Raw genomic sequence first — 3,100 nt, forward strand, 5'->3', positions numbered from 1 at the left:
CTGCAGCAGCGGGGTGGGCGCCGCCGCGGCGGACGTCGGCGCGGCGGCGCCCGTGACGAGGGCGGCTCCGGCCGCTGACGATCCTTTGAGTAACTGCCTGCGCGCAATGCTCACGGACTCCCCCTGTGTCACGCGGACGTTGGTGTCGCAGCACTGTACTCGCATGGGCATGTCATGGCGATGGTTCGAGCGCGGCCGGTTGCACCTCTCTCAGCGCCGACCGCGCCCGGCGCAGTGGGCGCCCCCGCTCAGCGCCCGGCGGCCTCCGTGAGGGCGTCCCGCAGCTGACCGACGCCCGGGGCGCCGGTGACTACCCCCTCCGGGGTGCGGTAGAGGCGGCAGGACACGGACACCGGGGCGCCCTCCACCGCGAACGGGTCGCGTCCGTTGACGAGGATCGTCGGGGAGCCCGTGAAGCCCACGCGCCGGGCCTCGGCCTCGTCGGCGATCACGTGCGTGGTGATGGACACCGGTGACAGGCCCGTCTCGGCCAGGGCCTCGCGCAGGTGGGCGGCGGCGAGGTGCCCGTGGGGGCAGTCCGGGACGAGCAGGAGCTCAATCTTCATGCCCCCATGGTCGCTCGCCGCCGGGCGAACCGGACGCGGAATTCTCCGACTACGGCTTGCGGGCCACGCCCGCGTACGCCGACACCTCGTGGTCCTCGAGCGCGGGTTCGTCGTCGAGTTCCGGGCGCCAGCGGTTGATCAGGACGACGCCGGGGTCGTCGAGCTCCAGTCCGTCGAAGAACCGCTCGACGCCGGCGCGCGTGCGCAGGTGGTTCTCTATGCCGGCCTCGGAGTACCGCTTGGAGCCGATCGCGACCAGCTCGGGGACGGTGTCGGCGGTGCCGGCGGTGAGGGCGAGGAAGCTGCCGGACGGGAGGGCGTCGAGCAGCTTGCGGACGGGCGGGTGCGCGGCCTCGTCGGAGAGGAAGTGCACGAGGTTGACGAGCATCAGGGCGATCGGCCGGTCGAAGTCGAGCGTGCGGGCGACCGCCGGATCGGCCAGGAAGTGCTCCGGGTCGCGGAAGTCGCCCTCGACGTAGGCGGTGCGGCCCTCGGGGGTGCTGGTGAGCAGGGCACGGGAGTGGGCGAGCACGATCGGGTCGTTGTCGACGTAGACGACGCGGCTCGCCGGGTCCACGGACTGGGCGACCTCGTGCAGGTTGGGCACGGTGGGGATGCCGGTGCCGACGTCGAGGAACTGGCGCACGCCGTGGGCGCGGGCGAGGTGGCGGGTCATCCGGTGCATGACGGCCCGGGCCGCGCGGGTGGCGGTGCGCGAGCCGGGCCACTCGGTGAGGATGCGGTCGCCGACCTCGCGGTCCACCGGGAAGTTGGTCTTGCCGCCGAGCAGGTAGTCGTAGATCCGGGCGGGGTGGGCGCGGTCGGTGCGCAGGTCCACCGATGGCAGCGGCTCCGGCTCCGACGCCCGCCGGCCGAGCCAGTCGCCGGATTCGTCGCGCTGTGCCATGGTTCCTCCCGGGATGACCTCTTCGGCCGTTTCGGTTGCGGAAGATGACCGAAAGTCAGCCGGCTTCGGACTGTACACGACCACCCGCTGTCCGGGGGCCGGAGTTCCGGATTGCGGCCGTGAACGCGGGGACGCGCAGCACGGTGAACGTCGCGAGCAGCGGCCCGAGCGAGCAGAGCGTGACATAGTACGGGATCACGCCGAGGTGGTGGCTGCCGTTGAGCCACTCGGCGAGCAGCGGGAAGGTGCCGCCGAACGCGGCGATGGTGGTCGCGTTGACGACGCCGACGCCGACGGCGCGCACGGCGGTCGGGAACAGCATGCCGGTGAAGACGTTGAGGGTGCCGAGCTGGGTGGCGACGAGCATCCCGAGGACGACGGCGACGAGTTGGAACGGCAGCCAGCCGTGCCGCAGCGCGGCGAGCAGCGGCAGCACGAGGACGACGGTCAGCGCGAACGCGGTCCGCATGACCGGCAACAGCCCCACCCGGTCGGCGAGGACGCCGCCGAGCAGCATGGTGGCGAGCACGACGGCGAGGACGACCGTCATGAAGGAGGCCGCCTCCTCCTTGCCGATGACGCCGTACGCGGCGGCGTACTGCGGCAGGTAGACCAGCGCGAAGTAGTAGCCGATCGTGCCGCCGAGGGTGTGCAGGAAGACGGTGAGAACGGCCCACCGGTGGCGGCTCAACGTGCCGAGGAACGGCGGGCGTTCACTCGCGCGCCCGGTCCGCTCGCGCTGGAACTCCGCGCTCTCCGGCGCGGCCCGGCGCACCCACACCGCGGCGAGCCCGAGCACGGCGGCGACGACGAAGCCCCAGCGCCAACCGCCGTGCTTCAGGCCCTCCTTGCCGAGCGTGTGCAGCAGGACGGCGAGGACGCCGTACGAGATCAGCGAGCCGATGATGATGCCGCCGTACGACACCGAGCTGAACGCGAACCGGTGGCGGGGCGGCGCGGTCTCCGTCACGTACGCGGCGACGGTGGGCGTCTCGCCGCCGAACGCGAGCCCCTGGACGACGCGCGCGGCGACGGCGAGGACGGCCGCCCACACGCCGATCGTCTGCTGTCCGGGCAGGAGCGCGATGCCGAGGCTGGCGGCGGCGATCACCGACATGCTGAGCGTGAGGCCGAAGCGCCGACCGCGGCCGTCGCTCAGCCGCCCGATGAGGAACGAGCCGACCGGCCGGGCCACGAACCCGACCGCGAACCCGACGTACGCCGCGAGCAGCCCGCTGACGCCGCCCTTCCCGTGGCCGAAGAGGTCCGCCGCGAAGTACGGGGCGAGCACGGCGTAGACGTTCCAGTCGAAGGACTCGACCACCGATCCGACGGTGGCGGCGGCGAGTTCGCGCCGCCGGCCGCCCGCGGCCGGTGCGGGGTCGCGCAGCGGCAGGGCTGCGGTCTGATCTGTCATGGCCACAGAGTCCCACTGATCGACAACGCTGGGAATGGTGTTCGCGCCAACCCGCACACCGACTCCCCACCGCATGCGAACGGAGCCTCGCCACGCTTCGTCGCCCTTTGTCCGCGTTTCACCGCGGGCCCCGGCACCGAACGGGCCCTCCCCGTACGATCGATGTCGCGGTCGGATGATATGTGTGTGCGCGTGAAGATCCTCCGGACC

General features: G+C 72.4%; 3 protein-coding genes. All 3 read right to left on the minus strand.

The features are described 5' to 3' along the window. Window positions 1-248: 248 nt before the first annotated feature. From AB0O00_RS30770 to AB0O00_RS30780, 3 genes are read right to left on the minus strand one after another with little or no spacing between them, the layout of a single operon-like run. Window positions 249-566 carry a hypothetical protein gene (locus AB0O00_RS30770; RefSeq protein ID WP_363657325.1) on the minus strand — a complete coding sequence of 106 codons (318 nt, stop codon included), beginning with the start codon at window positions 564-566 and terminating at the stop codon, window positions 249-251. A gap of 49 nt (window positions 567-615) precedes the next feature. Next, window positions 616-1,473 carry an SAM-dependent methyltransferase gene (locus AB0O00_RS30775; protein ID WP_363657327.1) on the minus strand — a complete coding sequence of 286 codons (858 nt, stop codon included), beginning with the start codon at window positions 1,471-1,473 and terminating at the stop codon, window positions 616-618. 55 nt (window positions 1,474-1,528) lie between these two features. Next, complete coding sequence (locus tag AB0O00_RS30780; RefSeq protein ID WP_363657329.1) at window positions 1,529-2,890, minus strand: MFS transporter; 1,362 nt, start codon at window positions 2,888-2,890, stop codon at window positions 1,529-1,531. Window positions 2,891-3,100: the final 210 nt, after the last annotated feature.

Source organism: Kitasatospora sp. NPDC093558 (assembly GCF_040683475.1).
GTDB lineage: Bacteria > Actinomycetota > Actinomycetes > Streptomycetales > Streptomycetaceae > Kitasatospora.

Excerpts from the sequence above, each read along its gene's own strand:
- AB0O00_RS30780 (WP_363657329.1), bottom strand. The coding sequence starts at position 2,890 with ATGACAGATCAGACCGCAGCCCTGCCGCTGCGCGACCCCGCACCGGCC.
- AB0O00_RS30775 (WP_363657327.1), bottom strand. The coding sequence starts at position 1,473 with ATGGCACAGCGCGACGAATCCGGCGACTGGCTCGGCCGGCGGGCGTCG.
- AB0O00_RS30770 (WP_363657325.1), bottom strand. The coding sequence starts at position 566 with ATGAAGATTGAGCTCCTGCTCGTCCCGGACTGCCCCCACGGGCACCTC.